The sequence below is a fragment of the Candidatus Krumholzibacteriia bacterium genome (assembly GCA_035649275.1).
Taxonomy (GTDB): Bacteria; Krumholzibacteriota; Krumholzibacteriia.
Map to the genome: position 1 here is coordinate 245180 of DASRJW010000101.1, position 23029 is coordinate 268208.

The following is a 23029-nucleotide window of genomic DNA, read 5'->3' on the forward strand; positions in this document are numbered from 1 at the left end:
CACACGAGCGGGCAGGGAGGCCAACAGCAAGAGGAACACCAGACGCCACATACGCTCAGTATAACGCACACTGCGCGCCTCACGAAGAGAGGTCGACACGCAGGTCGAGCAGGAGCCGCTTCGTCCAGGTTTCGAGATCATCGCGGCGCTCGAGCGAGCCCGAGATGCCGAGGATCGTGCGGCGGCCGAGAGCGAGACTCACGCTGCCCCGGTGCCCACGCAGGCGCGAGTGAAACCACCAATCATCGGCGTTGAAGGCAGCGAGCACGGCATCCTGCTCTGTACGATGATAGAAGTACTGCACCTGGACATGGCCATGGGCGCCCACATCACCGAGCACGAGCCCGGCGCGCACACCCGTGGACGCCGCGTCCGCGCCGAGGTTCTCGACCCACTCGCCGTGGAGGACGCTCGGCACCGGTCCCAGCTGCGCGCGCCAGCGCAGCTGCAGGTCGAGGATGCGGAAGTCCGAGACGAAGCGAGCGTTGCGCGTGGCGTTGGTGCGCGCCAGCCCGTCAGCCACGAGCGCGTCGACGTGATCCCAGTACAGGTAAGCCAGCCGTGCGTCGGCGCCGCGTGGCCCACCATCGCGCCACGAGAACCCAGCCTGCACCGCCGCGAGCCGTGCCCAGCTCTCGGCCAGGTTGCGCACGCCGAGCCAGCCCGCTGCGAGCCTCCAGGCATCGAAATCGCCGCTGGGCAAGCGCGCGGCGATGGTGCCGCCATCGGGGCGCAGGTCGTCGTCCCAGGTGAGGGGCGTGAGCAGGAACGGGAGTGCATTGCGACCCGCGCTGATCTCGAGCTCCGGGCGCGGACGCCAGCGTCCATAGAGGAGATCGAGATTGAAGTCGTCGCTCGTTTCGTTGTCGTTGTTGATTCGATTCTCGGAGTTGTGATCGCTGCCGAGGGCCGCTTCGCCTGCAGTCCCGAGTTCGAGCGCTGCGAGCGGCGTCACGGCGGCACCGAAACGCAGGAAGGACCGGCCGCGCTGGACTTCGCGACCTCCAGGCAGTCCGTCCACGAAATCGCCGCGCACCCGCAGGTCTCCGAGCGTTCCCCACTGGTGCCAGCGGTCGCTCGCGACCGCCTGCAGCGTGTCGGGCCCGCCGATCCCAGGCAGCTCTTGCGCCTGCACCGCACTGAAGAGGGAAAAAGTCGGGCCCAGAGCGCAGAGGACGATCCCAAAGCGGCGGCTTCTCTCACCCATGGCGCCGTCTCGGCTCGTCACGCAGCGACTCGAGCGCGCGCAGCAGGTCGGCGCCATGGGAGAAGCGCCGCTCCGGCTCGCGTTCGAGACAGCGGAGCAGGAGGCGTTCGAGTTCTTCCGGGATTTCGGGCCAGTGCACCCGGGGCGGCGTGGGAGTCGCCTTCAGCTGCTGCGCCAGGACTTCGTACGGATCTTCGCCGCGGAACGGTCGCCTGCCAGTGAACACCTCGTAGAGCAGCACGCCGCTCGCGTAGATGTCGGCACGCTGGTCTACGTTGGCGCCGGTCAGCTGCTCGGGGGCCACGTAATGGGGCGTACCCACCACGAAACCGGCCTGTGTCATCCCCGGCACCAGCCGCACCACGGGACGCGCCAGACCGAAGTCCATCAGCTTGGCGTTACCGTTCGATTGCAAGATGATGTTCTCCGGCTTGATGTCGCGGTGGATGATGTCCTGTGCGTGGGCGGCAGCGAGCCCTGCTCCGAGCTGCCGTGCCAGGTGCAGTCCCGCAGAGTACGGCAGCCGGCCAGAGCGCGCCAGGAGCGAGCGCAGGGTGCTCCCGTGGACATACTCCATCGAGATGCAAGGGATGCCATTCAGCTCCAAGAAGTCGAAGGTGCGCAGCACGTTCTGATGCGTGATCTTGCGCGCCAACTTGAGCTCGCTCTTCAGTCGCTCCAACATTTCCTGGTCCCGGGCGATTTCGGCGCGCAAGACCTTGAGAGCGATGATCTCGTCGAGATGCCGGTCATGGGCTTTGAGAACGACGCCCATGCCGCCCGTGCCGAGGGTGGACAAGATCTCGTAGCGTCCCCCCAGCACGGTACCGGGCTGTAGCCCGGCGAGTGGTGGTGGCGGTGGCGGCGGCGGTGATGGCTCCTGGTCCCGTGCTCCGCTGCCCGTCGCCAGTGCCGGGGCCACCGCGGGTGCTGGCGCGCTGCCGTGCGCCGCGGGCTCTGGCGCGCCGCCGTGCGCTGCCTGGGTTGGCTTCGGGGAGGACGACCCCGCCACAGGCAGGGCCGGCTCCGTGGAGGTGGCGCCCTCCGCGGACGCACCGTGAACGGCCTCGGTGAGAGGCGCGGGCATCGCGCGTGAGAGCGACTCGATATAGCTCTGCATGTCGCGCTTCTCGCGCAGATCCGCCAACAAGGTATTGAACGTTTGCGCCAGCTCAGCCACCTCGTCGTTGCCGCTCACCTCGACTTGCTGATCGTAGTCGCCCTGGCGCGCCGCCGCAGCGGCAACCGCCAGCTGCCGCACGGGGCGCAAGGTGCGGCGCGAGAGTCCGTACGAGAGAGCGAGCGCGAGGAGCATGGCGACCACTCCAGCCCCTACCAAGAGCTGCTCGATCTGGTGGAACGCACGCAGCTCGATGTCCAGCGGCGCCAGCGCCATCGCGACCGCCGGCGATGGCTCGGCCTGCAGTGGCCGGACGAGGGCGATCCAGTCGTGCCCGTCGACATCGAGCTCGAGCGGCGCTCCCCCATGGGCGGCGAGGGACGACCCTCCCGCCAGGCCCTTCCGGCGCAGCGCCGCCAGGAGCTGCGTCTGGCTCGGCGCGTCGAGAGTGCTCGCCACCACGGCGGCTTCCGCATCCCCGAGGGCCAGATAGACGACATCGGTGCCGCTCAGGCGCTTCATCTCGAGGGCCTGCGAGTCGTCGATCGGAAAGCCGATCACGAACAAACCGAACAGCGTCGTCTCCTTCGCCAGTGGCAAGGCGACGGCATCGTAGAGCGCGCCGTTTTCCTGCCAGATGCCCACGCCCTCTCCCCGCTGCAGTGCAGCGGCCACAAGCGGCGCCTGGGCGAGGTTCTCCGGCGCCGCTCCCGGGCGGTCGGTGCGGGCGAGAACACGCCCCTCGGGATCGAGCACGATGGCGAAACCGAAGCCGAATTCCTGCCGGCGGTCTTCGAGGAGATGCAGGATCGAGCTGTCGTAGACGGTGCCTTCCGCCTCGGCGGCATAGGCAGTCAGGTAGGGATCGCGCGCCAGGCTGCGCGCCAGGCCCCGCAGGTACTGCCGGCGCTGTTCCTGCACGGCGGTCAGTGCCGACTGGCTGTTGTTCAGAGCGCGCAACACGGCACGCCGAGAAACCCGCGCTGCCCCGATGGCGGTGACGACCACCGAAAGCAGGATCGAGACGCCGATCACCGCCGCCATGAGCAGGAAGATGCGCGTCCCGAGGGACGGCCCGGTCCGGCTGTCAGCGGTAGTCTTTGCCGGTGGTGGCGTTTGCATAGGGTTTGCCGTTCTTGTCAGGATGCAGGGGCACGAGCGGCTTGCTCACCTCGAGGCGAACGTCGAGCGTGTCGGAAGCACTGGGTCGGAGCTCGCGCGACCACGGCGCCGCGCGCTCGTGCCAGACGACGAACAGTCCATCCTTCTCGGGTAGATCGGCGAGTATGAAGGTCCCGTCCGCGGCTGGCGACGCGAAGTAGGGTGTGTCCAACACGAGGATGTACGCCACCATGTCGTGGTGCACGTTGCAAAAAACGCGCACCAGCCCTGGGCTGCGGAAGGTGGCTGCCTTGCCCTCGCCTTCGGGGTAGAGGCCGAGGTCGAAGGCATTGGCGCCCGAGACCGAAAACACGTTGTGCAAAATGGGATCGAAGTTCGGGAAGCGCACCGTGCTGCCCACGGTGACAGCGGCGACGCGGGGCACGAACTCTTTGCGGCGCATGCTGATCTCGCTCGGTCGCGGCAGCGGTTGGACCTCGACGGGAGTGCTGGGCTTGAAGTAGACGACGGCGTGCCGCACCTCGTCCGAACGCAAGGCTTCTCCTTGCGCCGCGAGCTCGATGTGCCCCACGAGCTGCGCTGCACGGGCCACGGCCGGGTGGGTGACGAGGAGGAGCGCTGTGGCCAGGGAACGGATGGGGGTTGGGATGCGCATGCCGTGGGGCGGATCCTAGCAGATCCTGCCCGCCGGAGTTACTGCATGCGCTGCAGCTGGACCGGCACCTTCCCGCCCGCTTGCTCGCGTTGGAAACGGATCTCCACCTTCGTCGCGGGCAACGGCTGGCCGGTGGGCAGCGAAACGCGATAGATGGCGTAAGGGCTCGTCAGCGCCTGGATGAGCATGGCGTCCGGCGCCGGCTCGGTGAGCTCGAGGGTACAGTCGAGTCGACGCTGCGCAGCGTCGAATTGCACTTCCCGGGCAGCGATGGCGTAGCCGCCGGTCGGTTTCGTGCCCTGGTGAACGCAGAGGACGAACTCGCGAGCGAAGTCGACCGGAGGGGGAGCGGAGCCGTAGGTGCTCTGCCAATAGCTCTCAAAGGCGCCAGCATCGTGAAACAGCCGGTACGATGGTGGGGCTTGCGGTTCGCTGCCGGCCTGCTTCATGCCGGTGTCCTGGACGATCAGCTCGAGAGGCAGTGAAGCCATTTGCACCGTCGGCTTGCAGCCGGGCGTCATGCCGAACACGACGAGGGCGAGCAAGCCCCAGAAGCGGTGAACACGGATCGCGGCGCGGGTGCGGCCCTCCCGAAGCGAACGACCGCACCCGCGACTCGTCAGGTCAGTGGGCCTGCCTGCCCACACGTGAACGTGCTTGGACACTCGTTCTCCTGAGCGCCAGGATACCGAGGATGACGATCGCCAGGTTGCCGAGTCCCAGCAGCAGCTGGCGGCCGTTCGATGTCGATCCCGGGAGCGTCAGCGCGAAGTTCCCGCACGGCTGGCCGCCCTCGGGAGCGGCGACCTGGAACTCGAAAGTGCGGCTCTGACGCGTCTGCCCTCCATCGTCGCTCACCGTGACGAAGTAGCTGACCACGGACCCGAAAGCCTGGCCGGCGATGTCGGCGGTGTAAACGCCCGGCGCCGGCGAGGTCATCCCCACCATCGTCGTCGGGCCCGCATTCACCCGGTAGACTAGCTCGGCGGTAGCGATCGTGCCATCGTCCGTGGCTTCCGCCTGCACGTGATAGGGTCCGTCCACATTCGAAGTATTGTCCAAACGGCTGACGAATGCCACCTGTGGCTCGGTCGAGAGCGCACCTTGGGCGTTCAGCCGCCCGCCGCTCACGGTGTTGGTCTCGAACGCGGGTTTCACCTCGACGCTGCCCGCCAGGCGCACCATGACCTCGCGATACCCGAGCCCGGGATACTGCGCCAGCACCAAGGCGGCAACGCCGCTCACGTGCGGGGTGGCCATCGAAGTGCCGTCGAAGGACTGGTAGCCATTGTCCGGCGTCGTGCTCAGGATGCCGACGCCCGGAGCGGCCAGGTCGACGGTCTTGCGCCCGACGTTCGAGAAGGTCGCGAGCCGATCGTCGCGATCGGAGGCGGCCACGGCGAGCACGTTCTCGACCTCGTAGTTGGACGGGTAGCTGGGCGTATTGTCGTTGTCCCTGCCCTCGTTGCCTGCCGCTGCGACAAAGAGCACATTGTGGTCGCGGGCGAACACGATGGCCTCCTGCAAGGCCCGCGAGAACCCGCCGCCACCCCAGCTGTTGTTCTGCACCCGGGCGCCGTTCTGGGCTGCGTACAGGATGGCTCCGATGGCGTCCGACGCGTCGCCGCTGCCATTGCCATCCAGGAACTTGAGCGCCATGATGGAGGCGCGCCAGTTCACGCCGACGACGCCCTTTTGATTGTCGCCGCTGGCGGCGATGGTGCCGGCGACGTGCGAGCCGTGGGCGTTATCGTCCATCGGATCGTTGTCGTTCGAGGCGAAGTCCCAGCCGAAGACGTCGTCGATGAAGCCGTTGCCGTCGTCGTCCTTGCCGTTCGTTTCCTTGCCCTTCCCGGTCTCGCCCGGGTTCCGCCACATGTTGTCGTGCAGATCTTCGTGGTTGTAGTCGACGCCCGTATCGATGATGGCGACGACCACGTCGTGACTCCCTTTCTGCGTGTCCCACGCTTCCACCGCGTCGATGTCGGCGTCATTGGCGTTCTGCATCGCCCAGAGTTCGGCGAAGCGGGGGTCGTTCGGCACCGCCGAAGCCTTGTAGATGTAGTTGGGCTCGGCATAAACCACCGCCGGATCGCTGGTGTAGCGCTCTGCCGTCACCCGTGCGTCGCCAGGCGAGGTGATGCGGCAGAGGTGGACATCGATGGCCGGGAAATAGGCCAGGCTTTGGAACCCCGCCCCAGCCAGCGACGCCTCCACCTGCTGTGCAGAGAGCGTCGGCTTGAACTTGACCAGCATTTCATCGGGCGCGCAAGCCGGCGGCGCCACCGGTGGTTCCGGGGCCACATCCTCGACGGGTTGCTTCGACTTGCACGAGGAAACGAGCGTAGCCGTGGAGAGTGCTAGAAGCGAGCGAACGAGCCGTTTCATCCCCTGATCCATCACATCCTCCTCCACCCAACGGACACCACTTTACGAGACGGAACTCGCTGATCTTTCGTACTCCATGCGTCGTCCATGCAATGTGCAAGTGGTGTGCCTGCAATGTAATAAGCAAGGAATGGCACCTGCAATTTGACGCCATCTCCGGCTCGTCTGGAACGCAATGAAGCTGGCCGTCATGGACAAAAACGGCCCAGTCGGCATCACGCCGCTTCACCAGCCCGGTACGGCAGGCGCGCAAGAGAAACTTGGGAGGGCTCAAGCCAGAGGCAAGTGGAGCGTGGCGGACCAGATGATCTCATCGTGGATCTGGAGCATTCGCCCGGCTCGCCGCAGCGATTCCGCGTCCGGGGCCAGAAAAACACAGATCATCGTGAGCCCGTCCTGGGAGAGATAGGACTCGAGGCGCTTGGCGTCGTTTGCCTCCAAGCACGAGGTCGAGCCGCTTGGATCCTGCGGACGTCCTGCGGCGTGATCGGCGCGGTGAAGCGTCTCTCGGCAACGACGTGTACCCGCGAGTCGGCGGGGGCCCCGCACCATGTTCCCGGATGCGTTCGCAGGCCCAGGCGTGGTCGAAGGGAACACCGGCCTTGCGTTCGGCAACCCGGACGGATTCGGCGTCCGGCGCTTCGTACAGACAGAGCATGCGTTTGCGGTCGCGCGAGAAGAGCGTCTGCACGAAGGTCACCCGGTGCGTTTGCAGGCAACCGGCGCTGGCGCTTTCGACCGATTGAATCGACTCGAAATCGACCGGGGTATCGAAGCGACGCTCAACGATCACGAGCTCCACGTCGGCCCCTCGCTTCCTCCGGGGCCCTCGCGGAGCACTTCAAGATCGCCTAACAGGTTTATCCGCAACAACTTAATGCCTCACGGCGACCCTGCCATGGATGGGGTGAGAGGGCCTGGAACGAGGGCGCGTGGCTGCAGACTCCGGAGATTCCACCGTCATTTTCCCGCATTCTCCACGGTCCTTCCAACGGTTTCTCACACGGTGGCAGCGTTTCCTTCTTCAAGAGACGGGAGCGACCCGTCGGACGAAGTGACCGCCACGAAGGGAAACCCCATGCGACCCGAAACGATGACCCTGGACCCGAGCCCCACAGCCGCCGGCGGCATGCGCCGCGAGGGCTGGCCGGGCTACACCTATGAGGCGGCGCTCGCCGCTTCCGAGCGGGTCAACTGGCGCGTGGAAGACGTGATCGGCGGCGACAAGCGCCTCGATTTCTCCAAGCCGTTCTTGCCGGAGTCGCTGGCGCGTGTCCAGGGCCTCGCCTTCCTGTCACCTGCCGAGAAGCGCATCCTGAACCAGATTCGCGGGCACGATTACCTCTATATCTTCGGCCTGGTCGAAGAGTTCATCGTGCCTTACGTCCTCGATCATGTCCGGCCGATGTTGCACGCCGACGATACGCGGGTGCGGGCCTTCCTGCAGTTCGCGGCCGAGGAAGCGAAGCACATCCAGTTGTTCCGGCGCTTCCGCCAGGAGTTCCTGCGCGAATTCGGCAGCGAGTGCGAGGTCATCGGTCCGCCCGAGGCGATCGCGCAGGCCGTGCTGTCGAAGCACCCGCTCTCCGTGGCGCTCGCCATCCTGCAGATCGAATGGATGACGCAGCGTCACTACGTCGACAGCATCCGCGACGATGGAGAGCTGGACCCGCAGTTCAAGAGCCTCCTGAAGCACCACTGGATGGAGGAAGCGCAGCACGCCAAGCTGGATACCTTGATGGTGGAGGCCATCGGCGCCGCCTGCAGCCCGGAGGAAGTCGCGACCGCCATCGACGGCTACCTGGAGATCGGCGGGATGCTCGACGGCGGGCTCATTCAGCAGGTGGAGTTCGACCTGGCCGCGTTCGAGCGGGCTGCCCGACGCACCCTCGGAGAAGCCGAGCGCGAAGAATTCCGCTCGGTGCAGCGCCAGGCGACGCGCTGGACCTTCCTCGGGTCGGGGATGACCCACAAGAGCTTCCTCGCCACCCTGGAACTGCTGTCGCCCGGTGCCTCCTCCCGGATCCTCACCGTCGCACCGGCCTTCTGCTAGGCCGGTGCGCTCGGGGTCCGGTGCCGTTCGCACCGGACCCGGCTGGAGGTCTTGTTGGTGCAAGCGGTACCCTGAGTAGTGAGCTAATGTGGCGGCCCGGCGCCGCAGGTGGGCCTTCTTGCCGGCATCATGGCCGCTCGCGGGGAGTCGTGGCCCGAGCCACCGGTGGGGAACCCTCGAAAGCGGGCTGCTCCCGGAGAAACCGCTCACGCGTCTCTCCCTGCTCCCGATACCGCCACCAGTTGATAACGGCGCTCAGCGCCAGCGTTGGCACTGCCGCATACGCTAGCCAGACCTTCGCATCCGAGTTTCCATCGTCAGCAGCTGCCATCGCGCCAGCGACGGCCCCGGCCGTGGCGAAGGTCAGAGTCACCGGCGCAATCTTGGATGGTGCCGTGGGCGGTACATAGAGCTGGGCCTCGCTCAGTTCCTTGCCGCCACCGGTGACCAGAAGTCGGCCGACACCACTTCGACGGGCGTGGATGGTGATGACCGCCTTGGAGCTATCCTCGTAGTTCTTCAGCCCGCTCAAGACGTCCTGAGGTTCCCATTCGACTCTCCATCCCTTTCGCTGCAGAGCGTCGTTTGCAGTGACCGTGAATTCGGCGCGCTCGTCGATTTCCAGGATCCCACGCCTCGGTATCAATGAAGCCATGGGCTCTTCCGGCATCGTTTGCGGCTGGATGGTTACCTGCTTCTCCACTTGGAGCGCCCCGTCCGCGGTACTCGCGCGGAGTACGAAGGATCCAACCCGCATGGGGACGAGAGTGCGCGCCTTGGCGTCATGCCTGGCGGCATTGGGAGGAATTACCTGAACGATCAGATCGACGGGCAAGGCTACGGTGCGGCCAGCGCGGTTCTTGCAGGTGACGGAATACGCCAGTGGCTTCCACTCCTGGCCTCTGGAGGCGAGGTTGTCGATGGTGAGTGCTGCGGGAGCTCTCCATCGGCGCTCAGCCTCCACAGCAAGCACGTACAGGCTCGAATAGCGGTCCGCTGCCGACTGGGCCGAAGAGCCTCCGACACCGGTTCCTTTCCGGGTTCGAGCCGCACCTTTCTCGGGGACTGCCTCGCGAAGCGCCTTGTCGTGGAACTGATCGACGATGAGTCGAATACGTCCCCCATCCAGCATGCTGGTGACGAGATCCATGAACTGCTTGTCGTCCTGGTTGTGGGACGCATAGTACTCGGCAACGTCGTCCAGAACCGCCTTCAGATTCTCGGTGTCGTCGAAGCGGATCTTGTTCCCGCGGATCCCGTCGACCAGGAGAGCCATCGCCCCATCCGGGTCTCGATCGCGTTGGTACACATCGAGGAAGCGCCGCAGGACATCCGCGTTCTCCACCAGTTCCTCTGCAACGCCAGCTGGCTTGTCCGTCAGCACCAGGACGAGACCGCCCTCCACCCACTGCAGGTCGTACCGGCACGGCCGGCGCAGATCGGCGACGATCCGCGTGATCGGAACGGGGTGCTGGGCGAACTGCGCGACACGCACCCGTGCGACGGGGCCCTCCGTCAACTCTGGAGGGCTCACCTGGAGAGCCTTCCTCGTCCCCTCGAGGTCGAGGACGAGGCGGGCAGGGGAGGCTAGCTCGAGAACACGCGGAGTCGGCATCCCACTCATCTTGAGCAGGACTTCGCTCTGCTGCGCCGTGTCGCGAAACTCGATTCCATCCAGCGTCTGAGCTGCTGCGGAGCCAGAGAGCAGGCATGCAGAGGTCCAGGCCACGGCTCGAATCAAGAGCGACTCCCCCCGGCAGGCGGTCATGCGACTTCCTTCCTGTGCTGACGCCATGCTAGCGAGATCGCCTCGTCGTGACAGTCGGGCGTTTTCCTTACTACATATTTAGGTGTCTGCCCGATTCATCTCCTTCCGAGGGGCTCATAAAATGCACATATGCCGAGCCGGCCCGGGGCTGGCTCATAGGCCCACGGCTCGGAGAGGGCCAGCATGCCTTTCCGTGCCCGCAGAGAACGGGGCGCGGGGTCATGTCATTCCGAGGTGGGAAGAGCTGCCGAACCTGCGCGGTGAGCGCCGTTGCGTTCGCCGTCGGGTTAGGGGGGTTCGCTGCCGGCGCGTTGGCGTCGTGCCTCTCCGGCTTCGTGCGCGACGGTGCGGGGCGCCCCGTGGTCGAGGGAGACCTGGACTTCTTCGACTACGACACTGGGGTCAAGCTCACGACACACGGTGACGGCACCGATGTCTTCGGTTTTTACAGCGTCTGCGTGCCTCCTGGGCTGTACACGGTGACGTTCGCCCCGCCGCCGGGCTCGAGGCTCCTCGGCAAGGAGTTCGCGCCGATTGATCTCAGGCCCGACCGTGGGCTCGAGCTGGATGTCGTGCTCGATCCGGGCACGGTGGTGGCAGGTGTGGTGAGGACGGCGGATGGCGTCCCGCTCGGAGGGGTGGATGTGGATGTGGACCGCATGTCGGGCGGACGGGTGTTCACGCCGAACGACAGGACCGATCCTGCCACCGGCGCCTACGCTGTGGTCGTCCCTGACGGACTCTACCGCTTCCGTTTCACTCCCCCGCGCGGTGCGCACTGGCAAGGGCTGCAGCTCGACGCCATGACGGTCCTGGGGGACCGAAACCTCGACGTGGCCCTGGAGCCCGGCGTGCTGCTCTACGGGCATGTCAGCGATCCGGGCGGCAGGCCCTGGAGCGGCGTCGATCTCGATTTGCGCAGGCGGGAGGATGGCGTGAAGGTGATGCTGCTGAACAAGTCGACCGGCGCGAACGGCGATTACCAGACGGCAGTGCCGCCGGGCACCTTCGAAGTACGCTTCGTCTCGCCCCCGGGTTGCCGAGCGGTCGCGGCGCGGATGGACAGCGTCACGATCGGAGGCGACACGAGGCTGGATCGCGTTCTGGAGAACGGGTTCCTCGTGACCGCCGTCGCCCTCGATTCCACCGGCGCGCCGCTCGCGGGGGCCGAGCTCGACGTCATCCAGGAGAACACCGGGAAAAAACTCTTCATGCCACGGAACAAGACGGATGCGAAGGGTCATGTCGAGCTGACGCTCCGGCCCGACATGTACTCGTTCCGCTTCGACCCGCCTTCGGGTAGAAACCTCGACCGCGCCACTCTGCGCGGCATCCCGGTGACGGAAGACATGACGGTCACCGCCGGGCTCCCGGCGCACGGATGGGTGCACGTGAACGGACGTTTAGTCGACACGGCGGGGGAGGGCGTCGCCGACGTCACCGTTCAGGCGCGCGCCGTCCCCAGCGGGGAGGCGGTCGGTGCGCCGTTCACGAGCACGGCGTCGACCGGGGCCTTCGACCTGGCGCTGCCACGGCGGGAGATCGAGCTGTTGCTGGCGCCGCCTCGTGGCGCGCGTCTCGTGGCCCGGCGATTGCCTCCGGTGACGGTGGCGGGTGACGTCGCACTGGAGGATATCGTCCTCGAAACCGGCGTTCTGCTCACCGCCAGGGTCACGGACACCATGAACGCACCGGTAGGCGGCGCGGTTCTCCGCTTGCTGACCTCGCCTGCGGGCGCCGAGGTCTACGCACCCCACGGGGAATCAGGGGCCGACGGCGTCGCGATCGTTGCGCTCTCACCCGGACGTTACGATGCGACGGTGACGCCACCTACGACGACTGGTGTCGCCGAGTTCACCAACGTCACCCTGACGGGGATCGACGTCAACGCCGACACCGAGGTCGCTTTCGTGTTGCCAGCACCCGAGGACAGGGGGCCACGCTCCGCCTCCTTCCAGTCGCTGGCACCCAACCCCTTCGCCGGCGCCATCGAGATCGGGGTTCGCGTGCGGGATCCGTCCACGGTGAGCATCGACGTCTACGACGTTGCCGGTCGCCGCGTCCGCCGCCTCGAACACGGTGATCGCCCGGTCTCCACCTTCACCTGCGAGTGGGAAGGCCAGCAGGAGGACGGCACGCCGGCTCCTTCGGGCTTCTATTTCGTGATCCTGCGGGCAGCGGGCACAACGGAGACGCGCAAGATTCTGTTGCTGCGGTGAGATTCGACCCGAGCGGAGGCCAGTGTTGAGCTTGCGTCGGTGCATCTTCCTCGGATCCCTGGCGACCGTGGCGCTGGTCGTCGCGGTCGCGCTCACGGCTCGAAGGGTGGAAGCGAGCCATACCGTTCTCGCTACCAGCATTACCGTCGCCGCGCTCGTGTTCCTGGTCGCCGTTCTTCTGTGGCGCACCTTGAACTCCATGGCCGAACGGCTCGCGATCTCGATGCAGTGCGTCGCCATGCTCAGGGCTATTCAAACGAGTTTGCAGCGCTCTCTCGAAGCAAAGGAGATGCTCCTGCGCGAGGTTCACCATCGGGTCAAGAACAACCTGCAGGTGGTCTCCAGCCTGCTCGACCTCCAGTCGCGCTCGATCGGTGACCGCCTACTGACCGAAAAGCTCGAGGTGAGCCAGAACCGCATCCGCTGCATGGCGCTCGTCCACGAGTCTCTCTACGGTGCGGGTCAGTTCGAGCATATCGACGCTCGGGACTACCTGAGGCAGCTGGCGTCGCACCTCTTGGACAGCTACGGCCACAGCCAGAGCATCTCCCTGCATTTGGATCTCGAGGACCTGCGGTTCGATGTCGATCGGGCGATGACCGTCGGTCTTCTCGCCAACGAACTGCTCTCCAACGCCCTGAAGCACGCTTTCCCAGCGGATCGCTCCGGGGAGGTGCGGCTACAGCTGGCCAGTCAGGGTGATGCCTGCGTGCTCACCGTGGCCGACGACGGTGTCGGCATGCTGCCGGGAGCGCAGCGCGGGAAGCCCGGGCACATGGGCATGACGTTGGTCTCGACCTTCGCGAAACAGCTGCGAGGCTCGGTGGCCATCGAGAGCGACGCCGGCACGCGCGTGCACGTCACCTTCCCCAGGACCGACAGGATGCAAAAGGCGGTGGCGTGATGATGTCGCGGCGGCTCTTCATCGTCGAAGACGAGGTCCTGATGCGCGTGCATCTGGAGAAGATCGTGCGCGACCTGGGATGGGAAGTCGTGGGCAGCGCTGACTGCCGCGCCGAGGCGATGGCCGGTGTCGCGAAGGCGGCGAAGACGCCCGATCTCGTCCTCATGGACCTGCGGCTCGCGGACGACTCGGACGGCGTCGCTCTGGCGCGCGAGTTGCGTGAGACCCACGACCTCCGGGCGATCTTCGTCACCGCGTACTCCGACCGTGAAACGATGCGGCGGGTCGAAGAGGTGGGAGCGCTCGGCTATCTGGTGAAGCCGGTCATGAGCGCCGACGTGGGGGCAGCCCTTGCCAGCGCCCGCGGCCACCTCGAAGAGCTGCGGCGCCAGGAACAGAGCCTGCCCTGTGGGCAGGGTTCACCCGGGCGCGACGCTGTGCCGTCGCGCCCTGCCCCCCGCCCGACATCGCCGTCAGGCTTCCAGGGTCTCGTGGGCAAGAGCGCCGGCATCCAACGTGTCTTCGAACAGATCCAGGAGCTCGCGCGGCTCGACTGGACCGTCCTTGTGGAAGGCGAGACGGGAACGGGGAAAGAGCTCGCGGCACGGGCACTCCACGCCTGCAGCTCGAGGCGACAGGGTCCCTTCGTTGCCGTCAACTGCGGGGGACTCACGGACTCGCTGCTCTCGAGCCAGCTGTTCGGACATCGGCGCGGCGCCTTCACCGGCGCAGTCCGCGATCAGCCGGGTTTCTTCGAAACCGCGGACGGGGGCACACTGCTCCTCGACGAGATCGGCGACATGTCTCCGAGCCTGCAAAGGACGATCCTCCGCGCGCTCGAGGAACGCCGGATCACCCGGCTCGGCGAGACGCGCTCGCGTCCGGTGAACGTGCGTGTCGTCGTGGCTTCGCAGCACGACCTCGGCGCGGAGGTGCGCGCCGGCAGATTCCGCGCCGACCTCTTGTACCGCCTACGCGTGGCGCGCCTGCATTTGCCGGCACTGCGCGAGCGGCGCGAGGACGTGCCGCTTCTGGCGCAATGGTTCCTCGAACAGGCGCGCCGGGTGGTAGGGAAGGCCATCGACTCGGTGAGCGAGGCGGCACAGCGGTCCCTCGGGGCGTACGACTGGCCCGGCAACGTGCGGGAGTTGCGCCACGCCATCGACTTCGCCGTGCTTGCCTGTCACACCTTCCGGCTCGAGCCGGAGGACTTGCCTGAGGAGATCCAGGAGTTTGCGCCGCATCAGGAGCAGGGCTCGAATTCCGGAGGGGCGAGCCTCTGGACGCGCGCCGAACGCGAACGGCGCACCGACCAGCGGCTCCTCGACGCCCTCGCCAAGACGGGCGGCAACCGCGCCCAAGCGGCGCGGCTGGCCGGCATGAGCCGCGCCACGCTCTACCGGCGGCTGGAGCAGCTCGAGGCGGCGGCTGCTGGCGAGCGAACCACCAAGGAGCGCGAGGCCCCCGGCGAGCGAACGGCGCAGCTCGGGCTCAGAACCAAGCAGTGAGATCGAGCCGGTTCAGGATCGCGTCTTCATGGCGCGGGTTGTACGCGTCGCCAGGTCGGAAGAACGCGGTGGTCCAGCTGGCGCGCAGCCTCCCCCACAATGCAGGTGCCGCCGCCACGACCTCGACAGTCCAGCCAAGATCGGCGCTGGCACCGTTCGGGCGCGCCGGTGGATCGACGAGATTGCTGCCCTGCAGCTTGTCGTAGGCCGCCTGCTGCCGGTAGCGGTGCCAGATGAGCTCGACCGAGGCGTCACGCATCGGTCGTGCAGCCACGCCGAGAGTCGAGACCTCGAGGTTGCTGAGCTCGGGGTCGAGCAGCGTGCCATAGATCTTCTGCGACACGAGGCCGCCGAAGCGCGACCAGTTGTCCTCGTAGCCGGTCTGTCGGAAGTTGCCGTCGACACCGTCGGCAGTCGAGGCGTCGCCCGAGCCCACGGCATAGCCCACGGTGAGTGCAGGCATGCCCCGGACGCCGGTGGCGACACAGGTGGCGCCGGCATCGAAGGCCCAGGCGCGCAGGGTGCGATGTTTGTCTTCACCCCGCATCGACGCTAGGTCCAGCCATGGTCGCACCGTGCCGCGCCACTGCCCCAAGTAGCGGGCGCCGATCCACACGGGCTGGCGCTCACGGACCGGGTTGCGATCGCTCCGCGCCAGACCCCAGACCGCCACGTGGTTCTGCGAGTTGAAGTACCAGCGCGCCATCGCGAACCCGTCCGACCAGGTGGCGAAGGCGGGATTGATCGGGTGGTAGGGCCGGATGAATGCTGCCTCGACCACGAGGGGGCCGAACCCGTAGAGGACGAGTCGCGCCGCGTCCAGGTATTCGTCGAAGATCCACTCGCGCGGCTCGTCGAAGTCCTGGCGGCCGACCTGCAGGGCGACACGATGCGCTCCCCGAGTGTGGAACAGCGCGTAGAGCTGCGTGAGTCTGCCTTCGAGGCGAGGGCGCAGCAGCTCTTCCGGATCCAGCGCCGTGGCGTGGCTGATCTGCATCTGCGCGAAGGTCCACAGCGACTCGGACCAGTAGCCTGCGAAGCCCAGACGCAGCTCGGAGGAGCCTTCGCTCGCATCCGAGTCGTAACGTCGCGAAAGGTCGTAATCCGTGCGCGAGCGCGCGTGACCGCGATACTCGCCGAGAAAGCGCATCCTGTTCCCAGCGAGCGACGCCGTCGCGTGCGTACGGTCGCGCCGGGCCAGGTCGGGAAAGAGGTCGCGCTCGCGCCGAACCTCTTGCTGCTGTTGCTGCGGTACCTTCACCTGGGTTTTGGCCGTGAGCAGGATGCGCAACCCCGAGATCTCGAGCGTGTCGGGCGCGGCCCCGTCTACCGCCGCACGGGTGGTCGTGCCCTTGATCTTGTCGCTCGCCTTGACCGTGCTGGTGTTCAGACGGCGAACGGTCCAGGTCCCGCGCTCGTCCACGGCGCAGCTCACCTCGATGCGCTGCCCGGGCTGCAGGGCTGCGAGGGCGGCACCAGCGCTTTCGGTGCTGTCCGCTTTGGTACCGTCCGTGAGCTGCAGGCGCACGCCGTACACGACGAGAGTGCGTTTCTCCACGTCCACGGCTTCGAGCGCACCTCGCAGCTGAGGGGAGCGTGGTTCGGGCAGCACTTGGATGTCGCTCGCGACGAAGAGTCCAGCATCGCTCCACGCCCCGGAGATCTCGAGCGCTTGACCCACGTGTGGCTGGATCTTCATGTACTCGGGAGATTGTCCCCGAGCCTGGCGTGGGATCCCTGTGAGCATCAACGCGAGAAGCATTGCCACCCCAGACAACGATTCCAGCGAGCGCCCGGAGCGTCGGAGGAGCGCTGGAACCAGGTGCTGCCAGCGTCGCCGCAAGCCGTAGAGCGCCACCAGACGGACGAGCGTCGCCGCTTCCCACCAGCGAGCGCGGGCGGCGAACTCGGAGGAGCTGCTGCCATAGCCGCGATCGAAGCGCACCGCACCCCGCTCGATCTCTGCCGCGCATTCTGGCGTTTGCTCGGCGCGCAGGGCCACATGGGCGGTGAAGTTGCCGTGGTCCCGTGCCGGGTCGCCACAGGCGAGTCCGTCCCAGTCGAGGACGGTGGCACGCCCGGCACGGTAGAGCACCTGCTTGTCGTAGAAGTCGCCGTGCACCGTGGACTGATCACGAAGCTGGAGGTCCGACGGTGCTTTGGCGAAGACGGAGTCACGCGCCCGGCCGAGTTCCTCCGACCACTGCGGGAGCAACTGGCGGGCGAGCTCGACGAGCCCGTCGAGCGGTCGCAGTGCATCGGCGACACACCGCCGCGGGAAAGCTTCCTTCGGGAGGGCGTGCAGTCGGGCGAGGGCGCGGCCCGCAGCCTCGCATCCCGAGGCGAACTCCGGGGTCATGACGGACGGCGGAGGGACGGCCTGAGAGACGAGCTCGCGGAGAGAGCGGCCCGGTGCCTCCTCCATGACGTACAGGCCACGCCTGGGGTCGAGGAGCAGGGTCTTCGGGGCGAGGTCTTCGGCGCCGGCAGTGATGAGAGTTTGGACGGCATTCTGGAGTGCTGCCACACGGCTCGGACGGAGCGCCTTGGTGACGAGGGCCGCTGCCGCTGTGCGCTTCGATCCGCTCAGGGGACGATGGTGGACGACGCAACGGCGCTCGAGTCGGTAGCCGAGCAATCGGGGTACGAGCGCCGAAGCGTCGTCGAGCCCTGCCACGCCAGCGCGGCGCAGCAGCGCTAGCGCCAGGTCCTCGCGCAGCAGCTGCGGCAGGCGCCATAAGTTTGGGTCGTAAGGGAAGAGCGGCACGACGAGCCGGAGCTTCTCGAAGCGCAGCACCTTGTCGTCATGTATCGTCGTGTACTCGGGCCAGCCCTCGAACGCTCCCAGAAGATGGCCACCGAGGACGACCGGAACCAGCTCTGACGCCCCCTCACGCTGAGCACGCCCGCTGAGCTGCAAGGTGAGTCCGCCGTGCGGGCGAGGAAAAACGCGGGGCACCTCGAGGTCGACGAGCTGCACCTTGCCGACGCTGTTGCGCTCGAGACCGTGCTCGAGGCTGGGCCGCAGGACCTCGGGATCGCAAGCGGCGTCGAAACGCCAAGGCTCGAAGGGCGCGATCACGGCCGCTCCTCCCTCGCCCCTCCCTCGTGGAGGACACCCTGCTCCTCGCGGAGGATACCCGGCTCCTCGTGGACGACACCCCGCTCCACCACACGTTCGAGCCAGCGCAGCGCCGCCAAATGTTCCCGCCCCCGGGCCAGGTAGTCGTAGAGCTCGCCGCGTCGCTCCACCGACTCCTCGAGCGTGCCTTCTTCGCTGACTCGGCCGTCGCAGAGGAAAATCACCCAGTCGGCGAGATCCAGGAAACCCAGGCGGTGCGTGATCACGATCATCGTACGTCCGCGCCCGAGCTTCTTCAACACGCCCTTCGTCTCGGCCTCGGCGTGGACGTCGAGGCCCGTGGCAGGCTCGTCGAAGACCATGACCGGACTTTGGCGCAGCGCGGCCCGGGCGAAGGTGATCCATTGCCTCTGCCCGCCCGAGAGCGTCAGACCGCCTTCGCCGACCAGCGTGTCGTACCCATCCGGCAGGCGGCGGACGAAGGCGTCCGCTCCCACGAACGCAGCGGCCGCCTCGATCTCCTCGCGCGTCGCATGGCGGCGGCCGAAGGCGATGTTCTCGGCGATGGTGGTGCGGAAGAGGAAGGCGTCCTGGGACAGGGGCGTCACCAGCTGGCGCAGCTGGGAGATCGGGAAAGACCTGATGCCCTTGCCGTCGAGCAGGATCCGTCCGCTGGCAGGCTCGTAGAAGCGGAGCAGCAGCTTCGCCATCGTCGACTTCCCGGCCCCCGTGGCTCCGAGGACGAGCGTCGTCTTCCCGGACGGCATGGAGCAGGAAACGTCGTACAGCACCGACGCGTCGCCACGATACGAGAAGGTGACGTTTTCGAAGCGCACCTCGCCTTGCACCATCGCCTCGGGGATTTCCTCCGCGGGATCGTTCGGCTCGGTCGGTAGCGCGAAGACCTCGAGGATCTTTTCCCCGCGCACGGTGGCCTTGGCGCTGCGGGTCGAAGCCCGAGCCACACGCTGGAGCGGCCGGTAGAGTCGCCGCAAATAGTTGAGGTAGATGAGCAGGTCGCCGGGTGTCATGACGCCGTCGCGGACACGCATGGCACCGAGGCCGAGAACGAGACAGGTGCCCAGCGCGTTCAACATCTCGACCGTGCGCTGATACTTGGCCTCCAGTCGCGTGGTGCGAATGTTCGTCCGCACGTCACGATCCGTCGAGCGCGAGAAGACCTCCTCGCGCGCTTCCTCTTGCCCGAAGCTCTTGACGTGCGCGATTCCAACGAGCGTTTCCTGGATCGAATCGACGATCTTCCCGTAGGTGGTGCGCTGCTTGCGCGCCGCGGACTTGATCCGGCCCGAGAAGCTGAAGGCGGCGATCACGAAGAGCGGCGCGATGGAGATGGAAGCGAGCCCGAGCAGCGGATCGAGCCAGAACATGATGCCCAGCATGCCCAGCATGAGGAAGGCCTGGCTCGCGAAGGTGACCACGCTGTCCACCAGCAGCTCCTCCACGAGCTGGACGTCACCGGTCAGTCGCGCCATGACGTCGCCGGTCTCCCGGTAGTCGTGCCACGACTGCGGCAAGCGCTGGGTGTGCGCGAAGAGCCGGGCCCGGATCGCCGCCACGACCTGGTGCCCCGTCACCTGAGAGAGGATGGTGGCCGTGTAGGAGAGAGCGCCGTTGATGGCCGTGAACGCCAGCACCGACACCGCGGCCCCCGCCAAGATCCAGCCCGGGTCGATCCCGACGAGCCAGCGCGAGAACCATTCGGGGTGCGCGCCCTTGGGCGGCGCGAGCACGTAATCGAAGACGATCTTGAGCGGCCACGGCGCGAGCAAGGCGGTGAGGGAGACGCCGAAGGACGCCAACGCGCTCCGCGCCAGAGCGCCGCGGTGCGGGTAGAGGTGCTTGCCCATCTCGCGCCAGATGCGCACGTAGGAGCCGAGGTCGAGGTGTGGCAGCTTAGAGCGGATCCGTGGCATACGTCTCCATGGGAGTGCCCGCGGGTCTCTCTGCACCGGTTCCCGCGCCGGTCTCCGCGCGCTTCACTGATTCCGCGCCTGGGCGCAGCTTTTCAGCACCGGGGCGCAGGGACTCGAGAATCGCGCCCACGCTCTCCATGCGCTTCGCCCAGGTGTGTTCCCGCGCCGCTGCATGTGCCGCACTCCCCAGCCGTGTCCCGAGCGCGGGATCTGCCTGCAGGCGGAGGAGTGCGGCTCCGAGAGCGCGGGAGTCGCCGGGCGGCACGAGGAGCGCGGTGTGTTCGTCCACCAGGATCCTTCGCACCTGACCGATCGCCGAAGCGACGATCGGCTTGCCGGCGGCCATGTATTCGAACACCTTGAGCGGGGAAAAGTAAAAACGCTCGAGCTGCGGGTACGGCGCCACCAGGACGTCCATCGCTTGCAGCACCTGCGGCGCGACGTCGTGCGGCACCGGTTCGAGGCAGCGGAAGCGCCCATCCAGGCCGCGCTCCCTTGCCCGCTGCGTGAGGCCCGGGCCCACCTCCCGATCGGCGCCCACCACACAGAGAGAGACGCCTGCCTCCGGCCCCAGCCCGGCGACCGCATCGATCAAGAGCTCCACGCCATGCCACGGGCGCACGCGACCCATGAAGCCGACGAGGAACTCTTCGGCGCCGGCGACCCACAGACGCTCCCGCCAGGCATCGGCTCTCTCGCCGGCTTCGAACGGCTCCAGCCGCACGCCATTCGGGATCACGCTCACCGGGGCCGCCGGCGCGACCCGGAGCACGTAGTCGCGCAACTCGCTCGACACCACGATCACGTGATCGGTGGTGGAAAAGAGATAGCGCTCGACGTCCCGCGCCAGCTCGATGTCCTCCAGTTGGCGGAACTCCGTCGCCTCGTCGATGAGGGGCGCGTTCACTTCGAGGACATGGGGAATGCCGAGTTTCTGCGCCAGCATCCGGCCGCCCGTGCTGAAGAGCGAGTAGCGTTCGTAGACGAAGTCGAACCCCCGGGTCCGATGCAAGTCGCCGAGAAGCCGCTGTACGGCTTGGATGTGGAATCCCTGTGCTTCGCGGGATTCGGTCCCCCCGTTGCCATTGCCCGACCTGCGTGGCAGCGTCAAGACCGGATACTCAGGCACATGAGTACTCCCCGTGTCGCGACCCGCGACCACGAGCGTGGGCGACCAACCTGCCGCCTGTAGCGCCTCTGAGAACTCCTGCAGGTGCACCGAGCCGCCCTTCGTGCCGCCGAAGGGCAAGCCGCGGTCGGCGCAGAGGACGAGCACGCGCCGACCGCGCTCGTTCGTCCGCAGCGCCGCGGGCCGACGCCGGGCGCAGTCCAGGAACACATCGAGCAGCTCGCCGGCGTTGTGGCGCACGTCGAATCGGCGCTCCGCCTTGTCGCGCCCCGCCTTGGCGAAGCGCAGCCGGAGCTCGGGCGAGGCCAGCAGCCGTTCGATCCCATCGGCGAGCGCGTCCGCGTCCCCGGGCGGCACGAGCAAGCCGTCGACGCCTGAATCGACGATTTCCGGGATGCCCGAGAAGTCCGTCGACACCACCGGCAGGCTGCAAGCGAGCGCCTCGAGCAACACGGTCGGCAACGCATCGCGATCGTTTTCAGGTCCGTCCTTGCAGGCGAGGGCGAGGAGCGTCGCCCTCTGCATCAGTTTCGCCACCTCGTGCTGCGGCTTGGCGCCGCAGAACTCCACCTCGCGCTCGAGCCCGAGGAAGAACCGCTTCTGCAGCAGGGTGGGTTCGTCGGGCCCCTCGCCGACGACCAGGCAGTGGAAGTCGACTCCCCGCTGTTTCAGGAGGGCGCAGGCGTCGAGCAGGTCGTCGAAGCCCTTCTTCGGAATGAGGCGTCCCACCGACAGGATCAGGTTCGACTGCCGCACGCGCCCGGGATCCAGGGCGAAGGAGTCGAGATCGATGCCGTTGTAGATGACGCGCACGGCGGCAGGATCGAGACCAGATCCTTGCTGCAGGAGGTGACGCCGGTTGAAACGCGTCACGGTGATGACCCGGCTGGCGGCGGCGAGCTTCTCGCGCAGGCGATGGTCGGACATGGAGTAGGCGAAGATGTCCTTGGCGTGCGCGGTGAAGCTGAACGGCACGCCGGAGACCCGCGACGCGAACCACGCCACGGTGCTCGACATGGTGCCGAAGTGCGAGTGGATGTGCTGCACGCCTTCCCGCAGCACCTCCGCCCCCAGCCAGGCGCCCCAGAGGATCTCCGGCAGCCGCCCCGAGTCGCCGCGCTCGAGGGAATCGCGCAGGATCTCCCAGAAGCGCTCGACCCGTGGTCCGAGCACGGGCCACTGCGCCGTCAGCCACTCGTGCCAGAGGTACGGATCGAGCTCATCGAGATAGTGCACCTTCGCCTGCAGCTGCGAGGTCTGGGCGTGGAAGCGCCCCTCGCCGGGCTTCAGCCAGGAGTAGACCACCACCTCCACGCCACGCCGCTCGAGCTCCAGAATCTCGGTGAGGATGAACGTCTCCGAGAAGCGCGGGAAGCGCTTGAGGACGTAGGCGACCTTGAGGCAGGCGCTGCTCTCCATCATGCTCCACCTCTCGTTGTGGCGCAGGCAGCGCCGAGGAGCTCTCGACAATGGTCTGCGGCCCGGTCGGCGCCATCGAAACGCAGCAGCCGCGCGGTGCGGGCCTCGCGCAGCGGGGTGCGGCTGCTGGCGAGCTGGGCCTCGACGCTGGCCAGCAACCGGGCGGGATCCAGGTGCTCGGGGCGCAGCAGCTCGACGAGCCCCAGCTCGGCGAGGCGCTCGGCGCGTAGTAGTTGCTCGTTGCGATAGAGGACGCGAGGAACGACGAGGGCCCGAGCTGCCACGGCCAGCACCTCGGTCATCGTGTTGTAGCCGGCGGTGCAGACGACGAGATCCGAACGGCTCGTGTACGGTCGCGTGGACGCCACGAAGTCCCTGAGGGTGACGGGCAGCTGCCGCGTGGCGGCGGCGAACTGCCGGGCAAGCGGTGGGGGGACGAGCGGGCCGGTGAGCACCACGCTCCAGAAGTCGATGCGCGAGCGGAAGCGGGAGAGCATGTCGAGCCAGCAGTGCACGAGCTC

At 67.1% G+C, this 23029-nt stretch carries 14 protein-coding genes; 4 read left to right on the top strand and 10 right to left on the bottom strand.

The genetic code is table 11. The features are described from left to right. Nucleotides 1–79 precede the first annotated feature (79 nt). The 5 genes from VFE28_10955 to VFE28_10975 form a co-directional block, all read right to left on the bottom strand. Nucleotides 80–1207, bottom strand: coding sequence for a hypothetical protein (locus tag VFE28_10955; protein HZM16512.1), 1128 nt, complete (start codon nucleotides 1205–1207; stop codon nucleotides 80–82). Beyond that, complete coding sequence (locus VFE28_10960; GenBank protein HZM16513.1) at nucleotides 1200–3449, bottom strand: protein kinase; 2250 nt, start codon at nucleotides 3447–3449, stop codon at nucleotides 1200–1202. The genes VFE28_10955 and VFE28_10960 overlap by 8 nt, the downstream gene beginning before the upstream one ends. Next, complete coding sequence (locus VFE28_10965; protein HZM16514.1) at nucleotides 3415–4104, bottom strand: hypothetical protein; 690 nt, start codon at nucleotides 4102–4104, stop codon at nucleotides 3415–3417. Before VFE28_10965 ends, VFE28_10960 begins: the two co-directional genes overlap by 35 nt. Before the next feature lie 38 nt (nucleotides 4105–4142). Continuing rightward, complete coding sequence (locus VFE28_10970; GenBank protein HZM16515.1) at nucleotides 4143–4595, bottom strand: protease complex subunit PrcB family protein; 453 nt, start codon at nucleotides 4593–4595, stop codon at nucleotides 4143–4145. A 133-nt stretch (nucleotides 4596–4728) separates the two neighbouring features. Further along, complete coding sequence (locus VFE28_10975; protein HZM16516.1) at nucleotides 4729–6492, bottom strand: S8 family peptidase; 1764 nt, start codon at nucleotides 6490–6492, stop codon at nucleotides 4729–4731. Nucleotides 6493–7570: 1078 nt separating this feature from the next. On the opposite strand from VFE28_10975, the gene VFE28_10980 reads away from it, so the two are divergent. Next, on the top strand, nucleotides 7571–8545 hold the full coding sequence (locus tag VFE28_10980; GenBank protein HZM16517.1) for a hypothetical protein: 975 nt from the start codon (nucleotides 7571–7573) through the stop codon (nucleotides 8543–8545). Nucleotides 8546–8672: 127 nt separating this feature from the next. Here the strand turns inward: VFE28_10980 and VFE28_10985 are convergent, their stop codons facing one another. Next, on the bottom strand, nucleotides 8673–10274 hold the full coding sequence (locus tag VFE28_10985; GenBank protein ID HZM16518.1) for an AMIN domain-containing protein: 1602 nt from the start codon (nucleotides 10272–10274) through the stop codon (nucleotides 8673–8675). Nucleotides 10275–10573: 299 nt separating this feature from the next. Between VFE28_10985 and VFE28_10990 the strand changes: the two genes are divergently transcribed. Genes VFE28_10990 through VFE28_11000 form a run of 3 tightly spaced genes read left to right on the top strand, consistent with a single transcriptional unit; the run spans nucleotide 10574 to nucleotide 14944 of the window. Continuing rightward, a complete protein-coding gene (locus tag VFE28_10990; protein ID HZM16519.1) occupies nucleotides 10574–12532 on the top strand; it encodes a FlgD immunoglobulin-like domain containing protein in 1959 nt (652 codons plus the stop codon). Nucleotides 12533–12557: 25 nt separating this feature from the next. Continuing rightward, nucleotides 12558–13436, top strand: a complete 879-nt coding sequence (locus VFE28_10995) for a sensor histidine kinase (protein ID HZM16520.1) — start codon at nucleotides 12558–12560, stop codon at nucleotides 13434–13436. After that, entirely contained in the window at nucleotides 13436–14944 is a 1509-nt protein-coding gene (locus VFE28_11000) for a sigma-54 dependent transcriptional regulator (GenBank protein HZM16521.1), read from the top strand. The genes VFE28_10995 and VFE28_11000 overlap by 1 nt, the downstream gene beginning before the upstream one ends. On the opposite strand, the gene VFE28_11005 is transcribed toward VFE28_11000, so the two are convergent. From VFE28_11005 to VFE28_11020, 4 genes are read right to left on the bottom strand one after another with little or no spacing between them, the layout of a single operon-like run. Next, nucleotides 14928–18026: an alginate export family protein gene (locus VFE28_11005; GenBank protein ID HZM16522.1), complete on the bottom strand. Its 3099-nt coding sequence runs from the start codon at nucleotides 18024–18026 to the stop codon at nucleotides 14928–14930. The genes VFE28_11000 and VFE28_11005 overlap by 17 nt on opposite strands. Then, a complete protein-coding gene (locus tag VFE28_11010; GenBank protein HZM16523.1) occupies nucleotides 18023–19960 on the bottom strand; it encodes an ABC transporter ATP-binding protein in 1938 nt (645 codons plus the stop codon). The genes VFE28_11005 and VFE28_11010 overlap by 4 nt, the downstream gene beginning before the upstream one ends. Beyond that, nucleotides 19941–22511 (bottom strand): glycosyltransferase family 4 protein, encoded by a 2571-nt coding sequence (locus VFE28_11015; protein ID HZM16524.1) that lies wholly within the window; start codon nucleotides 22509–22511, stop codon nucleotides 19941–19943. Before VFE28_11015 ends, VFE28_11010 begins: the two co-directional genes overlap by 20 nt. Then, nucleotides 22508–23005, bottom strand: coding sequence for a glycosyltransferase (locus VFE28_11020; GenBank protein HZM16525.1), 498 nt, complete (start codon nucleotides 23003–23005; stop codon nucleotides 22508–22510). Before VFE28_11020 ends, VFE28_11015 begins: the two co-directional genes overlap by 4 nt. Between the last annotated feature and the right edge of the window lie 24 nt (nucleotides 23006–23029).

What these genes read in the sequence shown, in the direction of transcription:
- VFE28_10970 (HZM16515.1), bottom strand. Translation starts at nt 4,595, where the DNA reads ATGGCTTCACTGCCTCTCGAGCTGATCGTCCAGGACACCGGCATGAAG.
- VFE28_10975 (HZM16516.1), bottom strand. Translation starts at nt 6,492, where the DNA reads ATGAAACGGCTCGTTCGCTCGCTTCTAGCACTCTCCACGGCTACGCTC.
- VFE28_10955 (HZM16512.1), bottom strand. Translation starts at nt 1,207, where the DNA reads ATGGGTGAGAGAAGCCGCCGCTTTGGGATCGTCCTCTGCGCTCTGGGC.
- VFE28_10960 (HZM16513.1), bottom strand. Translation starts at nt 3,449, where the DNA reads ATGCAAACGCCACCACCGGCAAAGACTACCGCTGACAGCCGGACCGGG.
- VFE28_11020 (HZM16525.1), bottom strand. Translation starts at nt 23,005, where the DNA reads ATGCTCTCCCGCTTCCGCTCGCGCATCGACTTCTGGAGCGTGGTGCTC.
- VFE28_11000 (HZM16521.1), top strand. Translation starts at nt 13,436, where the DNA reads ATGATGTCGCGGCGGCTCTTCATCGTCGAAGACGAGGTCCTGATGCGC.
- VFE28_11010 (HZM16523.1), bottom strand. Translation starts at nt 19,960, where the DNA reads ATGCCACGGATCCGCTCTAAGCTGCCACACCTCGACCTCGGCTCCTAC.
- VFE28_10980 (HZM16517.1), top strand. Translation starts at nt 7,571, where the DNA reads ATGCGACCCGAAACGATGACCCTGGACCCGAGCCCCACAGCCGCCGGC.
- VFE28_11015 (HZM16524.1), bottom strand. Translation starts at nt 22,511, where the DNA reads ATGATGGAGAGCAGCGCCTGCCTCAAGGTCGCCTACGTCCTCAAGCGC.
- VFE28_10965 (HZM16514.1), bottom strand. Translation starts at nt 4,104, where the DNA reads ATGCGCATCCCAACCCCCATCCGTTCCCTGGCCACAGCGCTCCTCCTC.